The sequence below is a fragment of the Microbacterium sp. CBA3102 genome (assembly GCF_007954505.1).
GTDB lineage: Bacteria > Actinomycetota > Actinomycetes > Actinomycetales > Microbacteriaceae > Microbacterium > Microbacterium aurugineum.
Map to the genome: position 1 here is coordinate 1,086,089 of NZ_CP042412.1, position 22,728 is coordinate 1,108,816.

General features: G+C 68.1%; 23 protein-coding genes. 13 read left to right on the plus strand and 10 right to left on the minus strand.

The genetic code is table 11. From position 1 onward, the window contains the following. Window positions 1-4 precede the first annotated feature (4 nt). From FGL91_RS05285 to FGL91_RS05295, 3 genes are read right to left on the minus strand one after another with little or no spacing between them, the layout of a single operon-like run. Window positions 5-496, minus strand: coding sequence for a hypothetical protein (locus tag FGL91_RS05285; protein ID WP_153243282.1), 492 nt, complete (start codon window positions 494-496; stop codon window positions 5-7). Further along, the gene (locus FGL91_RS05290) at window positions 483-1,370 is read right to left on the minus strand and encodes a DUF58 domain-containing protein (RefSeq protein WP_153243283.1); all 888 of its coding nucleotides are present in this window, start codon (window positions 1,368-1,370) and stop codon (window positions 483-485) included. The genes FGL91_RS05285 and FGL91_RS05290 overlap by 14 nt, the downstream gene beginning before the upstream one ends. A gap of 7 nt (window positions 1,371-1,377) precedes the next feature. Then, complete coding sequence (locus FGL91_RS05295) at window positions 1,378-2,505, minus strand: AAA family ATPase (protein WP_227991913.1); 1,128 nt, start codon at window positions 2,503-2,505, stop codon at window positions 1,378-1,380. A gap of 307 nt (window positions 2,506-2,812) precedes the next feature. On the opposite strand from FGL91_RS05295, the gene FGL91_RS05300 reads away from it, so the two are divergent. Continuing rightward, the gene (locus tag FGL91_RS05300; protein ID WP_227991916.1) at window positions 2,813-4,237 is read left to right on the plus strand and encodes an NAD(P)-binding domain-containing protein; all 1,425 of its coding nucleotides are present in this window, start codon (window positions 2,813-2,815) and stop codon (window positions 4,235-4,237) included. Window positions 4,238-4,303: 66 nt separating this feature from the next. Here the strand turns inward: FGL91_RS05300 and FGL91_RS05305 are convergent, their stop codons facing one another. Together FGL91_RS05305 and FGL91_RS05310 are read right to left on the minus strand one after the other, a co-directional pair. After that, the gene (locus tag FGL91_RS05305; protein WP_131492905.1) at window positions 4,304-5,005 is read right to left on the minus strand and encodes a Pr6Pr family membrane protein; all 702 of its coding nucleotides are present in this window, start codon (window positions 5,003-5,005) and stop codon (window positions 4,304-4,306) included. A gap of 48 nt (window positions 5,006-5,053) precedes the next feature. Beyond that, window positions 5,054-5,986, minus strand: coding sequence for a DMT family transporter (locus FGL91_RS05310; protein WP_131492904.1), 933 nt, complete (start codon window positions 5,984-5,986; stop codon window positions 5,054-5,056). Window positions 5,987-6,257: 271 nt separating this feature from the next. On the opposite strand from FGL91_RS05310, the gene FGL91_RS05315 reads away from it, so the two are divergent. From FGL91_RS05315 to FGL91_RS05360, 10 genes are all read left to right on the plus strand, one after another. Beyond that, window positions 6,258-7,544 (plus strand): adenylosuccinate synthase, encoded by a 1,287-nt coding sequence (locus tag FGL91_RS05315; RefSeq protein WP_047521732.1) that lies wholly within the window; start codon window positions 6,258-6,260, stop codon window positions 7,542-7,544. Window positions 7,545-7,555: 11 nt separating this feature from the next. Beyond that, window positions 7,556-8,722 carry a lactonase family protein gene (locus FGL91_RS05320; protein WP_153243284.1) on the plus strand — a complete coding sequence of 389 codons (1,167 nt, stop codon included), beginning with the start codon at window positions 7,556-7,558 and terminating at the stop codon, window positions 8,720-8,722. Between the two features lie 180 nt (window positions 8,723-8,902). Next, window positions 8,903-10,303 (plus strand): MFS transporter, encoded by a 1,401-nt coding sequence (locus tag FGL91_RS05325; RefSeq protein ID WP_153243285.1) that lies wholly within the window; start codon window positions 8,903-8,905, stop codon window positions 10,301-10,303. Between the two features lie 179 nt (window positions 10,304-10,482). After that, window positions 10,483-11,064, plus strand: a complete 582-nt coding sequence (locus tag FGL91_RS05330; protein WP_153243286.1) for a biotin transporter BioY — start codon at window positions 10,483-10,485, stop codon at window positions 11,062-11,064. A gap of 116 nt (window positions 11,065-11,180) precedes the next feature. Then, entirely contained in the window at window positions 11,181-12,617 is a 1,437-nt protein-coding gene (locus tag FGL91_RS05335; RefSeq protein ID WP_131492897.1) for a dihydrolipoyl dehydrogenase family protein, read from the plus strand. Between the two features lie 148 nt (window positions 12,618-12,765). After that, entirely contained in the window at window positions 12,766-13,068 is a 303-nt protein-coding gene (locus FGL91_RS05340; protein WP_046748074.1) for a DUF427 domain-containing protein, read from the plus strand. A 60-nt stretch (window positions 13,069-13,128) separates the two neighbouring features. Continuing rightward, window positions 13,129-14,001 (plus strand): ABC transporter ATP-binding protein, encoded by an 873-nt coding sequence (locus FGL91_RS05345; RefSeq protein WP_047521744.1) that lies wholly within the window; start codon window positions 13,129-13,131, stop codon window positions 13,999-14,001. Beyond that, window positions 13,998-14,681 carry an ABC transporter permease gene (locus FGL91_RS05350; protein ID WP_153243287.1) on the plus strand — a complete coding sequence of 228 codons (684 nt, stop codon included), beginning with the start codon at window positions 13,998-14,000 and terminating at the stop codon, window positions 14,679-14,681. Before FGL91_RS05345 ends, FGL91_RS05350 begins: the two co-directional genes overlap by 4 nt. Beyond that, window positions 14,678-15,403 carry an ABC transporter permease gene (locus tag FGL91_RS05355; RefSeq protein ID WP_131492893.1) on the plus strand — a complete coding sequence of 242 codons (726 nt, stop codon included), beginning with the start codon at window positions 14,678-14,680 and terminating at the stop codon, window positions 15,401-15,403. The genes FGL91_RS05350 and FGL91_RS05355 overlap by 4 nt, the downstream gene beginning before the upstream one ends. A 65-nt stretch (window positions 15,404-15,468) precedes the next feature. Next, on the plus strand, window positions 15,469-16,383 hold the full coding sequence (locus FGL91_RS05360) for an ABC transporter substrate-binding protein (RefSeq protein WP_131492892.1): 915 nt from the start codon (window positions 15,469-15,471) through the stop codon (window positions 16,381-16,383). Between the two features lie 61 nt (window positions 16,384-16,444). On the opposite strand, the gene FGL91_RS05365 is transcribed toward FGL91_RS05360, so the two are convergent. Further along, window positions 16,445-17,665 carry an AI-2E family transporter gene (locus FGL91_RS05365; RefSeq protein WP_131492891.1) on the minus strand — a complete coding sequence of 407 codons (1,221 nt, stop codon included), beginning with the start codon at window positions 17,663-17,665 and terminating at the stop codon, window positions 16,445-16,447. A 62-nt stretch (window positions 17,666-17,727) separates the two neighbouring features. Here FGL91_RS05365 and FGL91_RS05370 point away from each other — a divergent pair, with 62 nt between their 5' ends. Continuing rightward, the gene (locus tag FGL91_RS05370) at window positions 17,728-18,027 is read left to right on the plus strand and encodes a chorismate mutase (protein WP_047521753.1); all 300 of its coding nucleotides are present in this window, start codon (window positions 17,728-17,730) and stop codon (window positions 18,025-18,027) included. A 163-nt stretch (window positions 18,028-18,190) separates the two neighbouring features. Then, complete coding sequence (locus tag FGL91_RS05375) at window positions 18,191-19,357, plus strand: ROK family protein (RefSeq protein ID WP_153243288.1); 1,167 nt, start codon at window positions 18,191-18,193, stop codon at window positions 19,355-19,357. A 13-nt stretch (window positions 19,358-19,370) separates the two neighbouring features. Here FGL91_RS05375 and FGL91_RS05380 read toward each other — a convergent pair whose 3' ends face one another. The 4 genes from FGL91_RS05380 to FGL91_RS05395 form a co-directional block, all read right to left on the minus strand. Further along, on the minus strand, window positions 19,371-19,805 hold the full coding sequence (locus tag FGL91_RS05380) for a DUF3995 domain-containing protein (RefSeq protein ID WP_131492888.1): 435 nt from the start codon (window positions 19,803-19,805) through the stop codon (window positions 19,371-19,373). Window positions 19,806-19,839: 34 nt separating this feature from the next. Next, window positions 19,840-20,598 carry a hypothetical protein gene (locus FGL91_RS05385; RefSeq protein WP_153243289.1) on the minus strand — a complete coding sequence of 253 codons (759 nt, stop codon included), beginning with the start codon at window positions 20,596-20,598 and terminating at the stop codon, window positions 19,840-19,842. A gap of 210 nt (window positions 20,599-20,808) precedes the next feature. Next, window positions 20,809-21,729 (minus strand): carbohydrate ABC transporter permease, encoded by a 921-nt coding sequence (locus tag FGL91_RS05390; RefSeq protein WP_194239318.1) that lies wholly within the window; start codon window positions 21,727-21,729, stop codon window positions 20,809-20,811. A gap of 2 nt (window positions 21,730-21,731) precedes the next feature. After that, window positions 21,732-22,703, minus strand: coding sequence for a carbohydrate ABC transporter permease (locus FGL91_RS05395; protein WP_134352651.1), 972 nt, complete (start codon window positions 22,701-22,703; stop codon window positions 21,732-21,734). Window positions 22,704-22,728 lie beyond the last annotated feature (25 nt).

Consider the following 22,728-nt stretch of genomic DNA (forward strand, 5'->3'; position numbering starts at 1 on the left):
TTCGCTAGTGCCATGAGCGCACCACCGTCCGGGCGGCCTCGGCACCGGCGACCGGATCGATCGCCGGTCCCTGCCGGAAGATGCTCGGGTAGTAGTGCCTGCCCATCGCATCGATGAGCGCGGGATGGACGCCCCGTGCCACGAGGTCATCGAGCGCGAGGACGGGAGCCTCCAAGCCGCTGTACTCGTTGACGAACGTCCGCACGACGCGACTGAGCTCGAGGTTCGCCTGCCGCGGGGAGAGGCGGCGCTCGCGGTAGTCGGTCTCGATCTGCTGGATGCGCGTCAGGTACTCGGTGCGCAGCTGCGAGAGCACGTCGACGATCAGCGGTGCCTGTCCGGCATTCTGCTCGCCGACGGACAGGGTGCGCCGGGGGCGAGTGAGGAGGATCAGGAGCCAGGCCCCCGCGATCAGCAGGAGCAGGATGCCGATCGCGAGCAGCATCCATCCCCAGCCGTACTGTGCGGGCGGGTAGAGCTCGTCAGAGCCGGGCATTCGACCTCCGATCCAGCAGCTGCAGGAGCTGCGTGACGGCGTCGTCCTGCCCGTCCAGGGAGGCGTGGCTGATCTCCATCCGCGTGAGGAGCTCGGCGAGGTGCGCGGCGTCGGCGTCGCGCTGTGCGGTCAGCTCTCGCACGATGCCACGGTCGCCCTGCACGAAGTCCGGCACCTGCCAGCGGCTGTCCACGTCGCTGCGGATGCGCCCGGTCGCGTGGTCGAGCACGGGGTCGGCGTCGCGCACGGTGAGCCACAGGACGTCGTGCTGCACGCGCAGGCGCCGCAGCATCCGTTCGGTCTCGCTCGTCACCGGGGCCTCATCGGTGACGACGACCACGATCATTCGGCGCGAGATCGTGCGCGTGATGAACGACAGCAGTGCATCCCGGTCGCTCGGCGCGGAGCTCTCGTCGATCGCGCGGTCGATCGTTCGCAGGGCATGTTCGAGCGCCCCCTCGCTGCGGCCCGGCGCGAGCCGACGCACCTTCGCGGAGTCGCCGTAGACCGTCGTGAAATCGTCGCCGTGGCGCAGCGTCAGCACGCCGAGCATCCCCGTGGCGAGGATCGCCAGCTCCTTCTTCGAGCGTTCGTCGGCGGCGAGGGCCGACATCGAGCGGCCGGTGTCGACGGCGAACAACACGGTGTGCATCCGTGTGGCGCGCGAGCGCTTGACCAGGGGAGTGCCCAGCCGCGCGGTCGCCCGCCAGTCGATGTCGCGCACCTGATCGCCGTACTCGTACTTGCGCAGGTCTTCGAAGTCGAGGCTCCGCCCGTGCAGCAGCGACGCGTAGGCGCCGTCCAGCGCGTGCAGCGACTTGCGCGTCGAGTGGATGAAGAGCTTGCTCTTCACCTGCGTGATCAGGCTGGCCATGAACGGGTCAGGGAGTGGGGACCGACGCGAAGATCTGGTCGATGATCTCCTCGCTGCGGATGCCCTCGGCGTCGGCCTCGAACGTCAGGAGCACGCGGTGGCGGAGCACGAGGTGCCGCAGCTCGCGGATGTCTTCGGGCAGCACATGTGCGCGCCCCTTGAGCAGAGCCAGCGCCCGCGAAGCCTGCAGGAACGCGATGCTCGCCCGGGGGCTCGCGCCGTACTTGATGAAGCGCGCGCGCTCCTCGCCGATGTACGGCGCCGGGTTCCTGGTGACGTAGGCGATGGACACGATGTAGTTCCGGATCGCGGGGTCGACGTAGATGCGGCTCGCGACGTCCTGCAGCAGGTGCACGTCGTCGAGGCTGACCGTGCTGCTCACGTGGCGGTCGGGGTCGAGCACACCGGAGTCGATGCGGCTGAGGACCTCGAGCTCTTCGGCGGGGCTCGGGTACTCGACGATCTCCTTGAGCAGGAAGCGGTCCATCTGCGCCTCGGGCAGCTCGTAGGTGCCCTCCTGCTCGATCGGGTTCTGCGTCGCGATCACGAGGAACGGCTTCGGCAGGTGGTGGACCTCGCCGCCGATGGTCGTCTGGTGCTCCTGCATCGCTTCGAGCATGGCGCTCTGGGTCTTGGCGCTGGAGCGGTTGATCTCGTCGAGCAGCACGAAGTTCGCGTGCACCGGACCGAGCACGGTGCGGAAGGAGCCCGTCGCCGCGTCGTAGATCTGGTTGCCGGTGATGTCGCTGGGGAGCAGGTCGGGCGTGCACTGGATGCGCTTGAACTGCGCTTTCACGGTGTCGGCGAGAGTGCTGGCGGCCGTGGTCTTCGCCAGGCCGGGAACGCTCTCCAGCAGGATGTGACCGCCGGCGATGAGGGAGACGAGGAGGCTCGTGCGCAGCCGATCCTGGCCGACCATCTTGGCGGAGTAGGAGTCGGAGATGATCCGCAGCACCTCGGCGGCTCTCCTGAGCTCGGCGTCGGTCGGCGCGGCCTTCGTCGCTGCGGGTGCGGCAGGGGCGGCGGACGGGGCAGACGCCGGGGCCGGTGCCGGCGGTGCAGGGGCCTGCGCGGGGGCGGGCGGAGGCGGCGGTGCGGCGATCGTCCGCGGGTCGGGCGTGGAGGACTCGGTCATCTGTAGGCTCCCTCGTTCAGGGACGCGCGTCGCGGCCATCCCCCGCGCACCAGCGTAATCGCTGTGTCCACCTGCATGACCGGATGACGGATGCAGGACGACCCGCCGGGCCCAGGTCATGCATCCGTCCCAGGATCCTGCAGGTGGCGGGCAGGCGCGACCCCGGGTGCCGGTGGCGGACACTGCTAACGTCGAAGAGCAGCCGCTTTCCGGGCAGGTCGAGCTTCTCCGCTCCCACCGGGACAGAACTGTTCCTCGCTCGGAAGCGGCCGTGCCGATACATGACTGAAGAGTATGAGGACAATACGTGACGAGTAGAGAACGAGTAGCGATCATCGGAGCCGGACCCTCGGGGATGGCGCAGCTGAGGGCCTTCGAGTCCGCCGCCCGTGCGGGAGCCGACATCCCCGAGCTGGTCTGCTTCGAGAAGCAGGCCGACTGGGGCGGGCAGTGGAACTTCACCTGGCGCACCGGACTGGACGAGTTCGGCGAGCCGGTGCATTCGAGCATGTACCGCAACCTGTGGTCGAACGGCCCGAAGGAGGCGCTGGAGTTCGCGGACTACAGCTTCGACGAGCACTTCGGTCGCCCGATCTCCTCCTACCCGCCGCGCCCGGTGCTGTGGGACTACATCGCGGGTCGCCTGGAGAAGACCGACGTGCGCGACCTGATCCGCTTCCAGACCGTGGTCCGCTGGGTGGAGTTCGACGACGAGCGCGAGGTCTTCACCCTCACCAGCGAGCACCTGCACTCCGGCGAATCGTCCGTGGAGGAGTTCGACCGCGTGATCGTCGCGAGCGGACACTTCTCCTTCCCGAACGTGCCGGAGTTCCCCGGTATCGAGACGTTCCCGGGGTACATCAGCCATGCCCATGACTTCCGAGGCGCCGAAGCCTTCGAAGACAAGGATGTGCTGGTGATCGGTGCGAGCTACTCCGCGGAGGACATCGGCAGCCAGGCGTTCAAGATGGGGGCCCGTTCGGTGACGGCGAGCTTCCGCTCCGCGCCGATGGGGTACGACTGGCCCGAGGGCATCGAGGAGCGGCCGGTCCTCGAACGCTTCGAGGGCAGCACCGCGTTCTTCGCCGACGGCACCTCGAAGCAGGTCGACGCGGTCATCCTCTGCACCGGGTACCTGCACAAGTACCCGTTCCTGCCGGACGACCTCGCCCTCTCCTCGCCGAACAACGTGTACCCCGACGGGCTGTACCGCGGAGTGCTCTGGCAGGGCAATCCGCGCCTGGCCTACCTCGGCGCGCAGGACCAGTGGTTCACGTTCAACATGTTCGATGCGCAGGCCTGGTACGTGCGTGACCTGATCCTCGGTCGTCTGCCCCTGCCCGACGAGCAGGAGCGGGCGGCATCGATCGCCGAGTGGCGCACGCGCTTCGGGCAGATCGATTCGGCCGCGGCGGAGATCCGCTTCCAGGCGGACTACATCCGCGATCTGCTGCAGCTCACGGACTACCCGGAGTTCGACATCGACCGGGTGGTCGAGATCTTCCTCGCGTGGAAGCGCGACAAGAAGGACGACATCATGGGCTACCGCGACCGCACGTACGAGTCGGTCATGACCGGCACCCTCGCGGTCGTGCATCACACGCCGTGGCTGGAAGAGCTCGACGACTCGCTCGAGCGCTACCTCGACGTGGACCCGGATGCCACCGAGACGGCGCGGATCATCGAGGGTCAGCCTCGCGACGACGATCGTGAGGCGCTCGCCACCACCTGAGTCTCTGTTGACGCCTCCGCCCCTCCGCCCACTCCGGGTGCGAGGGGCGGAGGCGTCAGAGGCAGGTCAGGAGTCGATCGGGGTGGTGCCGCGGCGCCTGCCGATCCAGACGACGCCGGCGGCCACGGCGATGATCGCGATCGCGATGCCGACGATGTAGGCGGAGACCCCGAGGTAGCCGCCCGGGACGGTGTGCGGGTTCAGAAAGGGATACGGGTACCAGTAGGGCTGCCCGGTCGCCGGCGAGATCACCAGGTTCGCGCGGATCATCGTGTACGCGACCCACACGAGGGGGAAGACGGCGGTGGCCCCCACGGCGCTCCAGCCCAGCGCGCGGCGTCGTGGCGCGAAGAGCAGATCGAGGAGCATGATCAGCGGCACGATCACGTGCAGCACCTCGTTGGACCAGGGGACCGTCGCCCCCTGCGGCAGCTCGATCCCGCGGAGCAGTGTGTTGTAGACGATCCCTGTGACGATGGCGTAGGTGCTCGCGCAGACCAGGATCAGAGCGAGCCAGCGCGGTTCGGGGCTCGTGGTCTTCCGGTTGAGGATGCCCCAGAGGCCCCCGATGACGAGCGCGACGGCTGCGAGGACGTTGGAGAGGATCGTGAAGAAGCTGAAGAAGTTCACGATCACCGTGGGGAGGTGAGAGCCCCACTCGGTCTCCGAGAGCATGGCGATCTCGAGCGTCCGCACCAGTTGGGCGACGATGGCAGCCACCGCGAGAACAGATGCCGCGAGTCGCGCGTAGGGCCACCAGGTCGTCATTTCGCCTCCGGTCGTAACTGTAGTCACTCGCCCCGGCGGTTCTCGGCATCAGGTGCGGCGACGCCACCGCAGTCGCGTGATGAGGACGCCGAGCAGGCAGAGGGCTCCACCGAGGAACATCAGCGGCGTCGGCACCTCGCCGAGGATCGCCCACGACATCAGGATCGCGATCGCGGGCACGACGTAGGTGGTGGCGGAGGTCTGTCCCGCGGTGCTGCGCTGCAGGACGTAGGCCCAGGTGGTGAAGGCGATCGCCGTGGGGAAGATGCCGAGGTAGACGACCCACAGCGTCGCGTCCAGCGGTGCGGTCTGCAGGGAGTCGATGAGGCTGCCGACCCAGGGCAGTAGCGCGACGGTGCCGACGCCCGCACCGAGCCAGGTCAGGGTGGTCGGATCGACGCCGGAGGTGAGCAGGCGCTTCTGCACGAGCGTGCACCCGGCGTACATGACGGCTGCGAGCAGGGCGAGCAACAGACCGGTGATGTCAGGGCCGGCGCTGGTGGAGGAGTTCATGCCGATCAGCACGACCCCGAGGAACGCGATCGGGGCGCCGATGATGAGTGGCTTCGGGAAGCCTTCGCGGAGGAAGAGTCCGCTGAAGACGACGACCATGAGCGGCGCGAGGTTCACCACCATCGCGGCCGTCCCCGCATCGAGTGTCAACTCAGCGCTGTTGAGGGCCAGGTTGTAGACGCAGAACCAGCCGATGCCCCACACCGCCACGAGGAGCCAGTGGCGACGGGCGGGGATGCGGATCCCGTGCCGCACGGCGATGATCGTCAGCACCACGGTGCCGACCGCCATCCGCAGCAGCGCCAGAGCGCCCGGGTCATAGTGAGGGCCCGCACCACGGATGCCGATGAACGCCGAGGCCCACAGCACCACCGTGACCAGCGCGGCGACGAGCACGAGCGCGCCCTGACTCTTCGGCGCCTCGGCGTTCGTGCGGATACCGGGCTCGCCGGATGCTGCTCGTGACATCCTTCGATCCTGGCAGGGGCTTCCGACACCGGACGAGCCGCCGGAGCGCCATGATCCGCACGTTTTCCGCCACCCCCGCCCTGCCCCTGCCCTGCCCCGCCCCTGCCCCCCCCCCCGCCCCTGCAGAGTGCGATATGTCACCTTCAGACGCCTCCGGAGGTGACATATCGCACTCGGAGGGCGGGCCGAGAGGCTCCCGATAGGATGGGACGGCCCGAAGAGGGCCAGCTCATCGGCCGGTGCAAACCCGGCGAAAGCCAGGGGGTTACCCATGCCAGGAATCGTTATCGTCGGCGTGCAGTGGGGCGACGAAGGAAAGGGCAAGGCCACCGATCTGCTCGGTGAGCGCACCGACTGGGTGGTGAAGTTCAACGGCGGTAACAACGCCGGGCACACCGTCGTCGTGGGAGACGAGAAGTACGCGCTGCACCTGCTGCCCTCCGGCATCCTCTCTCCGGGCGTGACCCCCGTGATCGGCAACGGCGTCGTCGTCGACCTCGAGGTCCTGTTCTTCGAGCTGGAGGCGCTCGCCGCCCGGGGCATCGACGTCTCGCGTCTCAAGGTCAGCGCCAACGCGCACATCATCACGCAGTACCACCGCACGCTCGACAAGGTCACCGAGCGTTTCCTCGGCAAGCGGATGATCGGCACCACCGGTCGAGGCATCGGTCCGGCCTACGCCGACAAGATCAACCGCGTCGGTATCCGTGTGCAGGACATCTTCGACGAGAACATCCTGCGCCAGAAGGTCGAAGGCGCTCTGGATCAGAAGAACCACCTGCTGGTGAAGATCTTCAACCGTCGCGCGATCACCGCCGACGAGGTCGTCGATGATCTGCTGTCGTACGCGGACCGCCTGCGCCCCCTTGTCGCCGACACGGGCTACCTGATCGCGGAGGCCCTCGATCGTGGCGAAGTCGTCGTGTTCGAAGGCGGTCAGGCCACGATGCTCGACATCGACCACGGCACCTATCCGTTCGTGACCTCGTCGTCGGCGACCGCCGGCGGAGCCGCGACGGGTGCGGGCGTCGGCCCCGGTGCGCTCGACCGCATCGTCGGTATCGTCAAGGCGTACACGACCCGCGTCGGATCGGGCCCCTTCCCGACAGAACTCTTCGACGAGCAGGGCGACTGGCTGCGCAAGCAGGGCTTCGAGTTCGGCACCACCACCGGGCGTCCGCGTCGGGTCGGCTGGTACGACGCGCCCATCACCCGGTACGCGACGCGCATCAACGGCATCACCGACCTCGTGCTCACCAAGCTCGACATCCTGACCGGACTCGACGAGATCCCGGTGTGCGTCGCCTACGACGTCGATGGCGAGCGTTTCGATGAGGTGCCCGTCAACCAGACCGACTTCCACCACGCGAAGCCGATCCTGGAGTACTTCCCGGGTTGGAACGAGGACATCTCCGTCGCCCGCACTTTCGAGGATCTGCCGCAGAACGCACAGGACTACGTGCTGGCGCTTGAGAAGATGAGCAACACCCGCATCTCGGTGATCGGTGTCGGCCCCGAGCGCGACCAGGTCATCGTCCGCCACGACCTGCTCGACTGATCCGGCCTGTCGTGACGCGATTCTGGCTCGGCGGCTACGGCCCCGGCATGGACGGTTCTGCCGACGGCATCGGTCTGCTCGCGGGGGATGCAGGCCGGGAGGCCACCACGCTCGCGTACCGGGGCGTGGTCGCAGAGGCCCCTTCGCCGTCGTGGCTGGCGCAGCATCCGACGCTCGACGTCGTCTACGCGGCGCTCGAGGGCGACTCCGCCGTGCAGGCGTTCGTGCGTACGGGGGACGGCGCCCTCTCCCCGATGGGTGCACCGGCGGCGGTGGGCCGGTACGTGTGTCACGTCGCGGTCGCTGCGGACGGCTCTGCTCTGGTCGCCAGTTGCTACGGCGACGGCCGCGTGGTGCGGCTCGGCCTCGATGCGGACGGGCGGATCGTCCCCGCACGGCCGGATGCGGCGGCGGAACTCCGCGCGGCACTGTTCGGCGACGACACGGATCCCGCCGACACGCCAGATGTCGGACGCCCTAGCGCCTTCCGTCCGACATCTGGCGTGTCGGCCCCCGGGGTGCCGCCCACTCCCGGTGACGGCATCGCCGCGGTCGACCCGTACGGGGTGGGCGGTGACCGTGTCTCGCACGCGCATGCCGCCGTGTTCCTTCCCGACGGGCGCATCGCCACGACCGACCTCGGGTTCGACCTCGTGCGGTTCTGGCGGCAGGTCGGCAGCGGGCTCGTGCTCGACCACGAGGTCGTGCTGCCACTCGGCACCGGGCCGCGGCACATGGTGCTGCACCCCAGCGGGCACCTGCACGTGGTGACCGAGTACTCGTGCGAGGTGTTCACGCTCGCCGAGGCGTCCGACCGCACGTGGAGCGTCGTGTCGTCGACGCTGTCGAGTCCGATCGCCCAGGTGGGCACAGACTTCCCCGCCGAGCTCGCCCGCAGCCGCGACGGACACTTCCTCTACACGGCCCTGCGCGGAAGCAACACGATCGCGGTCCTGCGCGTGCGCGGCGGGGGTGAGGCCCTGGAGTCCGTGGCGCTCGCCGACGCGGGGGTCGACTGGCCGCGCCACCACCTGGTGCATGAGGGCAAGTTGCTGGTCGCGGGGCAGCGCTCCGATACCATCACCCTGCTCGACCTCGATGAGCGCACGGGCGCGCCCCTCGGCATCCGCCATGAGGCGCAGGTGCCGACGCCGACGCATTTCCTTCCGGTGCGCTGAGACGATGCCGAGCGCCGTCGACCTCCTCTTCCCGGAGCTGACGTCACCGCGTTGACCGTCATGGAACCGAACGATGAGGGCGTGTGGCACACCCTCCATGAGGTCCTGCTCGGCGGCTGAACCCTCGGTGGCGATCCGGCGCTTGACCTCGACCTTACTTGAGGTTCTACGGTCATCATCATGACCTCGAAGACCGAGCAGGTGTCGACGCCGGGCGCGGCCGCACCTCGCATCTTGAGCCGTGACTACGTCTGGATCACGATCGGCGCCTGTGCGCTCGTGTTCCTCGGCGCGTTCGAATCCCTGGCGGTCACCACGGTGATGCCGACTGTGAGCGCCGATCTCGGCGGAGAACGGCTGTACGCGCTCGCTTTCGCCGGACCTCTCGCCACCGGGGTCATCGGCATGGTGCTCGCCGGGAATTGGGCGGATCGTCGCGGACCGGTCGCTCCGTTGTACACCTCGGTCGCCCTGTTCATCGTCGGACTGCTGATCGCCGGCCTCGCTCCGAGCATGGAGATCCTCGTCGCGGGGAGGTTCGCCCAGGGCCTCGGCAGCGGAGGGTTGATGGTGGCCCTGTACGTGGTGGTCGCCCGCGTCTACCCGAACGAGCTCCATCCGGCGATCTTCGCCGGCTTCGCCGCGGCCTGGGTCATCCCCTCACTGATCGGCCCGACGGTCGCGGGTGCCGTGACCGAACTCTGGAGCTGGCACTGGGTCTTCCTCGGCGTGGTCATCCTGGTGCTGGTGGCGTTGCTGATGGTCGTGCCCGCACTTCGCGGACTCGCGAACCACGGCGATGCGACGACTCCCTGGGCGTTCGGGCGACTCGGATGGTCGGTGCTCGCTGCCGTTGCTGTGCTCGCGCTGAATCTGGTCGGCGACATCCCCGGGTTCGGCTCTGCTCTCGCTGTCCTTGCTATCGTGGTCGCCCTCATCGCCGTGCGGCCGCTGGTCCCGCGCGGGACGTTTCGGGCGCGCCGAGGGCTTCCGTCCGTCATCCTCGTCCGGGGGGTCGCGGCCGCCGCGTTCTTCGGTGCGCAGGTCTACCTGCCCTACCTGCTCACCGATCGGTACGAACTGTCGCCGACTCTGGCAGGACTCGCGCTGACCGGCGGTGCGCTCGCGTGGTCCCTCGCCGCGACCGTCCAGGGGCGGCTGGGCGCGCGCCTCTCGAGCGCGACGGCCGTGCGGCTCGGGACGGGCCTCGTGTTCGCCGGCATCGTGCTGACCGTCGTGACTGCGGGCTTCCGAGGAGACGCTCTGCTGATTGCGCTCGCCTGGGTCATCGCGGGCATGGGAATGGGGTTGATGAGTCCGCGCACCAGTGCCCTCACGCTCGCGATGTCCACGCCGGAGAATCAGGGCTTCAACAGCGGTGCGATGACGGTCGCCGACTCGTTCGGCAGCGCCCTGGCCCTGGCCGTCACGGGCACACTGTTCACCGCGCTCACGGGCACCGACCCGTTCCTTGGCGTGTTCGTCCTGGCTGCGGTCGTGGCCTTCGCGGCGGCGGTCCTCTCCCCGAGGGTCCGTGTCGAATCCGCCGAAGACGAATCGCGGGAGCAGGGGGAGTCATGAGCCGGGACGTGACGAGTACCCGCTGGAGGATGCTGCGGGCCCACATGACGCCATCGCGTAACGGCGTCAGCGAGGGAAGGTCGTGTTGGTGACTCCGGGGTGGTGATTTGCGCGGGGGTAGCTACATCCGTACTCTGATGAACGGTGTTCAGGTGAACACCGTTCAGGAAGGATGAGCGATGACCGCATCGACCCGTGACTCCAGTGCGACCCTCGGTCGGGTGGCCGTGTTCGCCGCCCTCATCATCGTGCTGGGAACGGTTGTCGTGCCGCTCCCCGGCGGCGTGCCCATCACCGGGCAGACGCTCGGCGTCATGCTCGCGGGGCTTGTGCTCGGTCCCCGCGTCGCGCCCTGGTCGATCGCTCTGGTGCTGGCGCTCGCCGCGGTCGGACTCCCCGTGCTCGCAGGCGGACGCGGGGGCCTCGGCGTCTTCGTCGGACCGACCGTGGGCTACCTGATCGGCTGGATCGCCGGCGTCGTGGTGATCGGGTTGCTCATGCGCACCGGACGGTTCACCTGGTGGCGGTGCGCGGTGGCTGCTCTGGTCGGCGGCGTGCTCGTCGTCTACGCGTTCGGCATCCCGGTCCAGGCGCTCGTGACCGGAGTTCCGCTCGACCTCACCGCTCTGTCGAGCCTGGCCTTCCTCCCGGGCGACCTCATCAAGGTGACCGCGGCCACGCTGATCGTCGTCACCCTGCGCCGGGCGTATCCCCGCGCGTTCGCCGACTCCCGCCGGGGCCGGGAGCTCGTGACCGCCTGACTGCCTGACCGCCGCTTCCCTCCCGCGCCACGCCGGAGGGAACAACTCACCCGTGACTCGGCGTTGGTCTTGAGCGAGACTGGGCGACGGAACCGGCCGATGGAGAGGTGCCAGGCATGAACGCAGCGCAGAAGACCGACGAATACGACCTGATCGTGCTGGGCGGAGGTCCGGTGGGCGAGAACGTCGCCGACCGCGCCGTGCAGGGTGGACTCACCGCGATCATCGTGGAGAGCGAGCTCGTCGGAGGTGAGTGCTCCTACTGGGCGTGCATGCCGTCGAAGGCGCTGCTGCGGTCGGCGCAGGCGTTGCGGGCAGCGCAGCACGTGGCGGGCGCCTCTCAGGCGGTGACCGGGAAGCTCGATGTGCGGGCGGTCTTCGAACGACGCGACTCCTTCACCAGCAACTGGTCCGATGACGGACAGGTGAAGTGGCTCGACTCCGCCGGGATCGATCTGGCGCGCGGGCACGGCCGGCTGACGGGTGAGCGGGAGGTGACCGTGACGGATGCCGACGGCGCGACGCGAGTACTTCGCGCCCGGCATGCGGTGGCCATCAGCACCGGATCGGACGCCGTCATCCCGCCCATCGACGGGCTCCGTGAGTCCGCACCCTGGACGAGTCGAGAGGCGACCAGTGCCGAGGAGCTGCCGGAGAGCCTGGCCGTGATCGGCGGAGGCGTGGTCGCGGTCGAGATGGCCACGGCATACGCGGCACTCGGCTCGAAGGTCACCGTCATCGCCCGCAGCGGTCTGCTCGGGGGGATGGAGCCCTTCGCCGGGGAGCGGGTCGCGGCCGGTCTCAAGGAACTGGGCGTCGACGTGCGCACCGACACGGGAACGGCATCCGTGCACCGCGGCGCCGACGGCGTGACCGTGACGCTCGACGGCGGCGAGGAGATCATCGCGACCGAGGTGCTCGCCGCGACGGGTCGTTCGCCGCGCAGCGGAGACATCGGCCTCGACGTCGTGGGCCTGGAGCCCGGCCGCTGGATCGAGACGGACGACACCCTCCGGGTCCCCGGATCCGACTGGCTGTATGCGGTCGGTGACGTGAACGGGCGCGTGCTCCTCACCCACCAAGGCAAGTACCAGGCGAGGGCGGCAGGCGACGTCATCGTCGCGCGTGCCCAGGGCGACGATGTGGATGACAGCCCCTGGGGTCGTCACGTCGCGACCGCCGACCAGGCCGCCGTCCCGCAGGTCACGTTCTCGATCCCTGAGGTCGGCTCCGTCGGTCTGACCGAGGCGCAGGCGGTCGAGGCAGGAATCACCGTGAAGGCGATCGACTACGACCTGGGGTGGATCGCGGGGGCGAGCCTCTACGAAGACGGTTTCGAGGGGCAGGCGCGGCTCGTGATCGACACCGATCGCGATGTCGTGATCGGTGCGACCTTCGTCGGCCCCGAGGTGGCGGAACTCGTGCACGCCGCCACCGTGGCGATCGTCGGCGAGGTGCCGATCGCCCGTCTCTGGCATGCGGTGCCGTCGTACCCGACCGTCAGTGAGATCTGGTTGCGACTCCTGGAGGGCTACGGGCGCGATTCCGCCTGAGTCCGACCATCGTGGCGGGCAATCCGTTTTCGCGGGCAGGCCGAACAGATTCGGGATTGTTTCTCACATTGACGGCCCGCGCGCAACCCTCGAGCCCGATGTCCCCACCGTCTTATACGCTCGAACACACATCCGAGGAGGCAGGACCATGAAGGCTGTACTCGCAGGAACCGTCATCGCCGAGGCCGACGAGAGCGATCTCGCCCGCATCGAAGGGAACTGGTACTTCCCGCCCGCATCCATCACACCCGGGGTGCTCGTCGAGAGCCCCACGCCCTACACCTGTCCCTGGAAGGGCGCGGCTCAGTACTACTCCGTGCAGACCGACGGCGAGCTGCACACCGACTACGCCTGGTCGTATCCGACTCCTTATCCGTCGGCCTTCGATCGTGTCGGCAAAGACTTCTCCGGATTCGTGGCGTTCGATCCGCGCGTCGAGGTCGGCCCGTAACCACCAGAAGAGCCAAGACTCGTCCGCTCGCACATCGATCGACCGACTGGAGACCAGCCCATGATCGAGTTCCGCAACGTCACCAAACGGTTCCCCGGCGGTGCACTCGCCGTCGATGACTTCAGCCTCGTGCTGCCGTCACGCAAGACCACCGTGTTCGTCGGCTCGTCCGGCTGTGGCAAGACCACCCTGCTCCGCATGATCAACCGCATGGTCGAGCCCACCTCCGGCGACGTCGAGATCGACGGGGAGAGCGTGCTCGAAGGCGACCCGGTGGCTCTGCGCCGACGCATCGGCTACGTCATGCAGAACTCCGGGCTCATGCCGCACTTCACGGTCATCGACAACGTGGCCACGGTGCTTCGGCTGACCGGGGTGAAGCGGGCTGCGGCCCACCAGCGGGCGCGCGACCTGCTCGACACGGTCGGCCTCGACCAGGCGCTGGCCGAGCGCTACCCGAGCCAGCTCTCCGGCGGCCAGCAGCAGCGTGTGGGTGTCGCCCGCGGACTCGCCGCCGATCCGAACATCCTGCTCATGGACGAGCCCTTCGGCGCGGTCGACCCCATCGTGCGGGCCGACCTGCAACAGGAGACCCTGCGCCTGCAGAGCGAGCTCGACAAGACCGTCGTCTTCGTCACGCACGACATCGACGAGGCGTTCCTGCTCGGCGACCAGGTCGTCATCCTCGACAAGGGCGCGCGCATCGTGCAGGTCGGCAGTCCGAGCGAGATCATCGAGAACCCGGCGGACGACTTCGTCTCGGCGTTCATCGGCGCCGATCGCGGTCGCCGCGCCCTGCACCTCAAGCAGACGCCGCGGGGCACCGTGGTGGTTGACTCGGAGGGGCGCACCCAGGGCTCGATCGTCGACGTGCCCGATGCTGTCAGCGACGCGCTCCTGAGCGAGGAGAGCGTGACGAAGGGCGCTCCGTGAACTGGATCGTCGACAACGTCGGTCTCATCCTCGAGCTGACCGCCATCCACCTGCAGCAGAGCGCGATCGCGATTGTGGTCGGCTTCGTGCTGTCGGTGCCGCTCGGGTGGGTCGCCTGGCGCTATCAGCTGGTCAAAGGGCCGGTCATCGTCCTCACCGGTCTGCTCTACACGATCCCGTCGCTCGCACTGCTGATCCTCCTGCCGTCCGTCGCCGGGTATCCCGCCCGCAGCCCGATCAACCTCATCATCGGTCTGACCATCTACGCGGTCGCGATCCTGGTGCGTGCGGTCTCGGACGGCCTCGACTCGGTCGATCCGGCCATCCGGCAATCGGCCACGGCGATGGGCTACGGCGGGTTCCGCCGGTTCTGGACCGTCGACTTCCCGCTCGCCGGACCGGTCGTGCTCGCCGGACTGCGTGTGGCGGCCGTCAGCACGATCTCCCTCGCCACCGTCGGCATCCTGGTGGGCGTGACGAACCTCGGCTACCTGTTCGAGAACGGCCTGCAGCGCCGCATCCTCGCCGAGGTGTTCGCCGGCGTCATCGCGGTCGTGGTGATCGCCCTGGTGATCGACCTGCTGCTCCTGCTCCTCGGTCGCGCGCTGATGCCGTGGACGCGCGCCGCCAAGACACCGTCATCCGCACGACAGGCGGCCACGCTGAGGACCGCCGCATGAACGTGTTCACCGACGCCATCGCCTGGCTCTTCTCCCCCGACCGGTGGGAGGGGCCGTACTCGCTGCCGATCCTGTTCGGTCAGCACATGTACTACACGCTGATCTCGGTGCTGATCGCCGCCATCATCGCGGTGCCGATCGGATGGCTCATCGGACACACCGGCCGCGGCCGCGAGGTCGCTGTCGCTGTCTCCGGCGCGGCTCGCGCGATCCCGTCCTTCGGGCTCCTCGTGCTGCTCGTGCTGCTGCTCGGTGTGCTCCGCATCCCCGAAGCCGCGATCATCACGTTCGTGCTGCTGGCCATCCCCTCGCTCCTCGCTGGCGCCTACACCGGGCTCGAGGCCATCGACCGCCGTGTGCTCGACTCGGCGCGCGCGATGGGGATGACCGAGTGGCAGGTGTTCTGGAAGGTCGAGGTGCGCCTCGGGCTGCCCCTCCTGGTCGGTGGCATCCGCGCAGCCCTCCTGCAGGTGATCGCCACGGTCACGATCGCCGCCTACGTGAACCTCGGTGGTCTCGGCTGGCCGATCATCCAGGGCATCCCCCTGCGCAAGTTCGACCAGGTGCTCGGCGGTGCGATCCTCGTCGCCATCCTCGCGCTGGCGGTCGATCTGATCTTCGCCCTCCTCCAGCACGCCGCCGTCCCCGCCGGGGTGCGAGCGCCGACCACGACCCGCCGGTCGCGTACCGCTGCAGCCTCACCCGCGCCGGCCACCGCCTGACACGCTCACAACCCCTCACCGTCCCACAGCACCCATCCCGTTGTCCCAGAGAAGAGGAACTCCCCATGTTCACAGCACGTAAGTCACGACTCGCCCTCGCCGGTGGCGCCGCGCTCGCCGCGGTGCTCGTCCTCGGCGGGTGCGCCAGCAGCAACCCGCTCGACGCTCCGACTGATGACGCGGGCTCCGGCGGCGACACGATCGTCGTCGGCTCCCAGGCCTACTACTCGAACGAGATCATCGCCGAGATCTACGCGCAGGCCCTCGAAGGCGCGGGGTTCACGGTCGACAAGCAGTTCAACATCGGACAGCGCGACGCTTACATGCCCGACGTCGAGTCCGGCGCGATCGACGTGTTCCCGGAGTACACGGGCAACTTGCTCGAGTACCTCGACGACAGCGCGACCGCCACCAGCCCGGAAGACGTGTACGCCGCGCTGCAGGACGCGCTGCCCGACAGCCTGACCGCTCTGGACTACGCCGAGGCCTCGGACCAGGACACCTACACGGTGCTCAAGAGCTTCGCCGAGGAGAACGGCCTCACCTCGATCGGTGACCTCTCGAAGGTGACCACCCCGGTCACGATCGGTGCGGCACCGGAGTTCGAGCAGCGCCCGTACGGGCCCGCGGCCGCCAAGGAGGTCTACGGCGTCGACCTGGCGTTCTCGGCGACCGGCCCGACCACGCTGGAGTCGCTGCTGGCCGGCGAGATCCAGGTAGCGGACATCTACTCGGCCGATCCCGCGTTCCAGACCGAAGACATCGTCGCGCTCGAAGACCCGGAGAACATCATCTTGGCCTCGAACGTCGTGCCGATCGTCTCGAGCGACGTCGCCGACGAGGTCGCCGACGTGATCAACGCCATCAGCGCCAAGCTCACCGCCGAAGAGCTCGTCGGTCTGAACGTGCAGAGCACGGTCGACCAGAAGTCGGCGAGCGACATCGCCGAGGCCTGGCTGACCGACAACGACCTCATCTGAGTCGGATGACAGAAGCGCCCGGACCTTCAGGGGTCCGGGCGCTTCGTCGTACGGGCGAGGGTCAGATGCGGGCATCCTGTTTCGGCACCAGCACCTGCTTGATGATGATGAGGATCGAAGCGGTGACGGGCACGGCCACGAGCGCCCCGAGGAGGCCGAGCAGCGTGCCACCGGCGAGGGCGCCGATCACGACCAGCGACCCCGGGACCGCGACCGCCCGGTTCATCACTCGCGGCGTCAGCACGTAGGCCTCGATCTGCATGTAGATGAGGTAGATCGCTGCGAAAATCAGCGCCGCGATCGGGTTGGTGAAGAGCGCGAGCCCGGTGCCGATGATCCAGAACAGCACCGATCCGACCAGCGGGATCAGGGTGACACAGAAGGCGATCGCCGCCATCAGTGGCGGGAAGGGCAGACCCAGGATGGAGTAGAGGGTCAGGGCGAGGATCGCGTTGCAGAAGGCCAGCACGACCATCCCCATCACGTATCCGCCCACCGAGTCCGTGATCTGTTCGGTGATGTCGCTCGCACGAGCGCGGTCGCGGGCCGGTGCCAGACGCAGCAGACCCTGCTTCATGGCGGGCAGGGTCGCGAGGAAGTAGAGCGTGAGCACGAGCACGACGATGGCGCCCGAGATGCCGGTCGCGATCGACGCGCCGACCGCGAGAGCACCGCCGCCGATCGTCGCGAGGTTGCCGAAGTCGGTCAAGAACTTCTGGACCTCGGCGACCAGATCCTGGAACTGATCGCCGAACTGCGCGTCGAGCGTGGCGTAGATGTCGCTGCGGGTGAAGTCCTGGATCATCCCGGGAACGGAACGGACGAAGCTCGCGATCTGCTCGACGACGATCGGGATGATCATCCACAGCACGACGGCGAACACGAGGATGAGCGCGAGGATCGTGATGACGACGGAGATCGAGCGGGAGAGGCCGCGACGCTCGAGGAACCGGACGGCCGGGTCGAGTCCGAGCGCGCCGAAGAGGGCGAGTGCGATGTAGATGAGCACGGTGGACAGGCTCGTCAGGGCGAGGCCGATCACCAGCGCGCCGAGTCCGCCGAGCGTCACGAGGAAGCCGAAGACGAACGGACGGTCGATGCGCGTCCAGAACGAGCGACTCGGCGTCATCGGCTCGACGACCACGGGGCGCGCTGCGCCGGTCGCGGCGGGCTCTGCGGTGGGAGAGTCGGCGCTCGCGGCTGCGGCGTCGGTGCGCGGTGCTTTCCGGGCGGGCGCGGTGTCATCGAGGGGAGTGGGCGCCGGCGACTCTTCGTTGCTCATGTGCTCACGATAGCGGTGCCGCGGGTCGGAATCCGGGTGTTCGACGGCTCTAGAGTAGGGGCATGACCGCCGCCGAGGACCCGAAGGCCGAACTGCTCCGACTTCGCGCCACCATCGACAACATCGACGCCGCACTCATCTTCATGCTGGCCGAACGCTTCCGTGCGACCCAGCAGGTGGGGCAGCTGAAAGCGGAGCACGAGATGCCGGCGTCCGACCCGAATCGGGAGGAGCAGCAGGTCGCCCGTCTGCGCGCTCTCGCAGAGGAGGCGCATCTCGACCCCGAGTTCGCGGAGAAGTGGTTCAACTTCGTGGTGGCGGAGGTCATCCGCCACCACACGGAAGCGGCGGAGAGCCGCTGAGAGAGGTGCCGGACGGGCGACGGTGTGTGCAGCACTCGCCCGTCCGGAGCTTTTGTGAGATTCATCGACCAACTAAGTTCAATGAATAAACTTACGGAGAGACTACGGATCACGCCACGATCTGTCAACCGCTCGCCACGAGCGAGCTCCGGAACGGACGCACATGCTGAGCACGGATGAGGGCCTCGACACCCAAGCGTCGGTGCGGCGCGCGAACCTCCGGCGCGCGCTGCAACTCGTCTTCCGCAACCCGGGCACCCAGACGCGCGCGGGGATCGCGAGAGCGACGGGTCTGACCGCAGCCACGGCGTCATCCCTCGTCGCCGAGCTCATCGAGAACCGACTGATCGTCGAAGGGGAGCAGGCCGCGAGCACCGGTGGCAAGCGGGCGACCACGCTGAGCGTCGATGCGAGTCACCACCTGATCCTCGTCCTGGTGATCCAACCCCTGCACGCATACATCGCCCTCGTGGCGCTCGACGGTACCGAGGTCGACGTCCGTCGCGCGGACTACACTCCCGAGACCCGTGACCGCGCACTCGACGACGCCGTGGCTGCGGTGGCCGCCGAGTTCGGACCGCGGGTGCTCGCTGCGGGGATCCAGCTCCCCGGCACGACGGACGGGCGCTCGGTGCTCGAGAGCGTGCAGCTCAAGTGGGAGGACGTGCCCCTCGCCGAGAGGTTCGAGCGCGTGCTGGGGGCGCCCGTGCTGCTCGTCAACGACGTCGACGCCGAGGCCATCGCCGAAGCCGGGATGGAGGAATCCCCGTCCGGATACCGGCTCTTCATCCACCTCGGCGGCGGCGTGGGCGCCGCGGTGACCCTGAACGGCGAACTCGCGCCCGGTCCACGGGATCGCGCCGGCGAGATCGGGCACGTGCAAGTCGTCTTCGGTGAGGCGGCGCGTATCTGCCGGTGCGGACAGCGCGGCTGTCTCGAGTCCGCGGCAGCCTTGGGCGCGATGATCGGGGACGAGTTCACCGATGCGATGGACGCATCCGAGATCCGTGCTCTCGCCGCCCGCGCGGACGAACGCCATCTCGACGAGGGGGCCCGCGCGCTCGCGAGGGCCGTCAAGCTCATCAGCGCCCTGCTCGACCCGACCGAGGTCGTGATCGGCGGGCCGGCGACCGAGCTCGGGCCGCGCTTCCTCGACCGGGTCCGCCGCGAGACGGAGTACCCCTCCCGCGGCACGGCGCAGGTCCCGGCCCGCTACGCCGACCCTCGGGTGTCGCTCGCGGCCGGCGCCGCTCAGGCCGCGCTCACGTCGGCGCTCGGCGTGCGCTGGAACCCGGAGCAGCTGCGCGCCGCATCCGCATCGAGCCTCTGAACGCCCCTCGATGTCAGCGTCGTCGGTCTCCCCGCACCGCGAGGGCGATCGCGGCGCTGGTGATGAGGCACAGCGGACGGTAGATGCGCCGATCGAGCTCGACGAATCGGCGATGGGGACCCGGCCGCCCGAGAAGTGCGGTCACTCGAGCCCCGTCCATCGTGCCGCGGAGGAGGAACGCCAGGGCCGCCGCCACGCGGGCGGCTTTGGCGAGCGTGTGAGTTCCCCCTGCGCCGGCGATGATCGCGCTCCCGGTGAGCATTCCTCCACCGACCACGAGGCATGCGCCAGCTGAAGGCATCTCATCGCTGCCGATGACCTGTCGCGCCAGCCGCTTCCGGCTCGACGCCGGCCAGGACGCGCCGGAGGCCCACAGCAGATGGATGGCTCCGATGGCGCCGAGTGATGTGGTCGCGACGACCTGACCGATCCGTCCGAGAGGAGTCATGTCCCCATTCTCCTCTTCCGCGGGCGAGCAGCCGTCAGCCACCGAACTCCGCGCGCAGGATCATCTGACTGTGGTTCCTGTTGCAGGTGTCGGTGATCGGGTCGAGCAGGTTGGTCTCGGAAAGCCAGGCGCCGGGAGCCGACTTCTCACCCTGCATCGCGGCCAGAACCTCGGCGAACGAGTCGGCCATCCCCGTATCGGATGCCTTCACGAGCGACTCGAGTTCCACCGCGGCCGCTTCGACGCGGGTCTTCCACTCCGTCTCGTCGAACGCCTGGTAGGTCGTGTATCCGGCATCGGCGTTCCACAGCGCGCTGTAGACGTTCCCGAACGCCTCACACTCGGCTGTGATCTTCTCATCACGGACGAACTCCGCCGTGGAGAAGTGCGGTGTCGCGGTCCACTCGACACCGTCGGGGACCCAGATCGTGAAGGTCGGTCCCGTGGCCTCGGTGATCGGCCAGACCAGGGATGTGGTGCCGTCGCACGTGCCGCGGAGGGGAGCCTGTCCGAGCGCCATCGAGTCACCGAGCTCGGCGTGGAAGAGTCCGCCGCCGGCGCACTCGATGTCGATCGTCACCGAGCGCATGCCCTCCTGCAGGGGGAAGTCGATGCCGGGGTACGGGGCGGTCGGCCCGGTGCCGGTGACCGCGGGGCCGTTCATGATCAGCTCGACGGTGGTCGAACCCGAGGGTGTCGGTGTCGCTGCGGGCGCGGGCTCGATCGCGGTGCATCCGACCAGCACGATCGCGAGGGCTGCGAAGGCGGAAATCCCGCTCGTCGCTTTCTTCATCCCCGATGCCCCTCTCGCCGTGAAGGATGTCCCTCTCGCCGCGACCGATGTCCCTCTCGTTGTGACCGATGTCCCTCTCGTTGTGAAGGAGTTCTCACGGAATGAAGGAGCGGATTCCATATGCACTCCTTCATACCGTGAGAACTCCTTCATTCCGGGAGGACCGCTCCGGACGGGACCGCTTCGGACGGGACCGCTTCGCGGGTGCTCCTACTTCACGCTGCCGGCGGTGAGGCCGCCGACGAGGCGCTTCTCGATGAGCATGAACAGGATGACCACGGGCAGGATCGCGACGATCGAGACTCCGAACACGTACTGCCAGCTGGTCTCGTACTGACCGACGAACTTGGTGAGCGCGACGGAGAGCGGCTGGTTCTTGTCGGTCGAGAGGATCACGAGCGAGGCCGCGAATTCGTTCCAGCAGGCGACGAACGTGAACACGATCGCCGTGACGATGCCCGGCCACACGAGCGGCAGGTTGATCTTGAAGAGCACGGTGAAGCGTCCGGCGCCGTCGATCTGGGCGGCTTCGTCGACCTCCTTGGGGATGCCGGCGAAGAAGGAGTGCATGATCCACACCGCGAACGACAGGTTGAACGCGGCGTTGATGAAGATCATGGCGGCCCAGGTGTCGCCGAGTCCGAGGGTCGTGAACTGCCGGAACAGGCCCGAGGTGAGCACCGCGGGCTGCAGCATCTGCGTGATGATGACCAGGAACAGAAACACCATGCGGCCGGGGAACTTGAACCGGGCGGTGTAGTACGCGGCAGGCAGGGCGACCAGCAGGACGAGCAGCGTCGCGAACACGGCGATGATGATCGTCGAGATCAGGTTGTACGGCAGCGGCGTCTCGGGGGTGGACCACATGGTGATGTAGTTCTCCCAGTGCCACTCCGTCGGCAGATACGTGGGGTCGACGGAGCGGATCTGCGGCTTCGTCTTCACCGAGCCGAAGAACATGATCAGGTACGGCAGCACGAAGATCGCGAGCACGAGGAACCCGGCCACGGTGCGGAGGATGACACGGGGCAGCGTGACCTGGTCTTCGGTGTAGCGGCGCTTGCGGCCGGGGATGCGCGGTGCGGGCGAGGAGCCGGCGGTGGTCACGAGGGCGGTCTCGGTCACGGTCATGATCAGACCTCCTTCATGGGCTTGACGATCTTCACGTACGCCGCGACGATCACGATGACGATGAGGAAGGCGACGACGGAGAGCGCGCTGGCGACATCCACCTTCTTCTGCAGTTCGATGTACTTGAAGATCAGCGTCATGATCGTGTCAGCGCCGTAGCCGGGGATCGAGCCGGTCATCACCTTCAGGATCGGCAGCGAGTTGAACACGTTGATGATGTTGATCAGGACGGCGACCGCTAGCGCGCTGCGCAGCTGCGGCAGGACGATCGACCAGTACGTGCGGGCGGGGCCGGCTCCGTCCATCTTCGCCGCCTCGATCGCGTCGGCCGGGACGGACTGCAGCCCCGCGAGGATGGTGTAGGTCGTGAAGGGCAGTGACACGAAGATCGCGATCACGATCGACCAGGCGAACGCCGTCGCGGGGTTCTTCGTCCACCCGTATCCGACGGCATCGTCGGAGAGCCCGATGTCGTAGAGGAACTTGTTGAAGATGCCGAAGTACGGCTCGAGGCTGTAGTAGAACACCATCGTCGTCATGACGACCGACGCCGCCCACGGGACGATGACGGCCATGCGCACGAGCTGGCGTCCGGGGAAGGCCTTGTTCAGGATCTGCGCGAGTCCGAGCGAGATGACGACCGTGAACAGCACGACCGAGACGACCCAGACGATCGTGCGGAAGAAGATCGGCCAGAACTCGGCGAACGTGAAGACGGTGACGAAGTTGTCGAAGCCGACGGATCCCTTGTCGAGGCCGGACAGGGAGATGTCGCGCGTCGAGTTGAAGAACATCACCCCGGCGGGGAAGAAGACCACGCCGATGATCAGCAGCAGTGCGGGGGCGATCCAGGGCAGCGCCTGGAGGAGGTCCTTTCCACCCGGCCTGCCGCGAAGGGCATCCGGGGTCTTCCGGGTGCGGGGGCGGCCGGTGGCCGCCCCCGCGAGGTTCGAGGACTCTGTCTTCTGGCTCATTCGGGTACCCGAACCTCTCCTGTCA